This is a genomic window from Cohnella lubricantis, assembly GCF_014212015.1.
Taxonomy (GTDB): domain Bacteria; phylum Bacillota; class Bacilli; order Paenibacillales; family Paenibacillaceae; genus Cohnella; species Cohnella lubricantis.
Window position 1 is genome coordinate 1 of the sequence record NZ_JACJVN010000044.1, and the last position, 603, is coordinate 603.

2 tRNA genes and 1 rRNA gene are annotated in these 603 nt (G+C 54.7%); all 3 read right to left on the reverse strand.

What is annotated here, in order from left to right:
• Positions 1–148: 148 nt before the first annotated feature.
• A tRNA-Ala gene (locus tag H4Q31_RS11900) sits at positions 149–224 on the reverse strand.
• A 21-nt stretch (positions 225–245) separates the two neighbouring features.
• Positions 246–322: transfer RNA gene (locus H4Q31_RS11905), tRNA-Ile, on the reverse strand.
• Between the two features lie 120 nt (positions 323–442).
• Positions 443–559: ribosomal RNA gene (rrf, locus tag H4Q31_RS11910) — 5S ribosomal RNA — on the reverse strand.
• Positions 560–603 lie beyond the last annotated feature (44 nt).

A 603-nucleotide genomic window follows, 5' to 3' on the forward strand; every position in this document is an offset into this window, starting at 1 on the left:
TCGTTCGAACATCCTTCCGCATCGACCAAACACTAAGGTTAGAAGATGTTTCGTCATCCACCGAATTGACCCAGCGGCGTTAGCCGCGGTTAACTTCGGTGTTTGCGCTATCGTTTCGTATCCAGTTGTCAAGGTGCAAGATCATTCATGGTGGAGCCAAGCGGGATCGAACCGCTGACCCCCTGCTTGCAAGGCAGGTGCTCTCCCAGCTGAGCTATGGCCCCATGCGATAAATATGAAGTTAGTGGTGGGCCTTAGTGGACTCGAACCACCGACCTCACCCTTATCAGGGGTGCGCTCTAACCAGCTGAGCTAAAGGCCCGAACAGTATCCCCGCAAAACAGCGCGAACCTCCGAAGAGAATCTCGATTGCCTTGCGTGAACCCCATGATTGTGCCAGACCAGCTGGCTATTGGCTGCATTCCCGAAGGAATTGCGGCCGGCTTGGCGACGTCCTACTCTCCCAGGACCCTTCGGTCCAAGTACCATCGGCGCTAGAGGGCTTAACGGTCGTGTTCGAGATGGGTACGCGTGGAACCCCTCCGCCATCATCACCAAACCGGTTATTCATTTGAAGACTTGCGCCTTCAAAACTGAACTCGA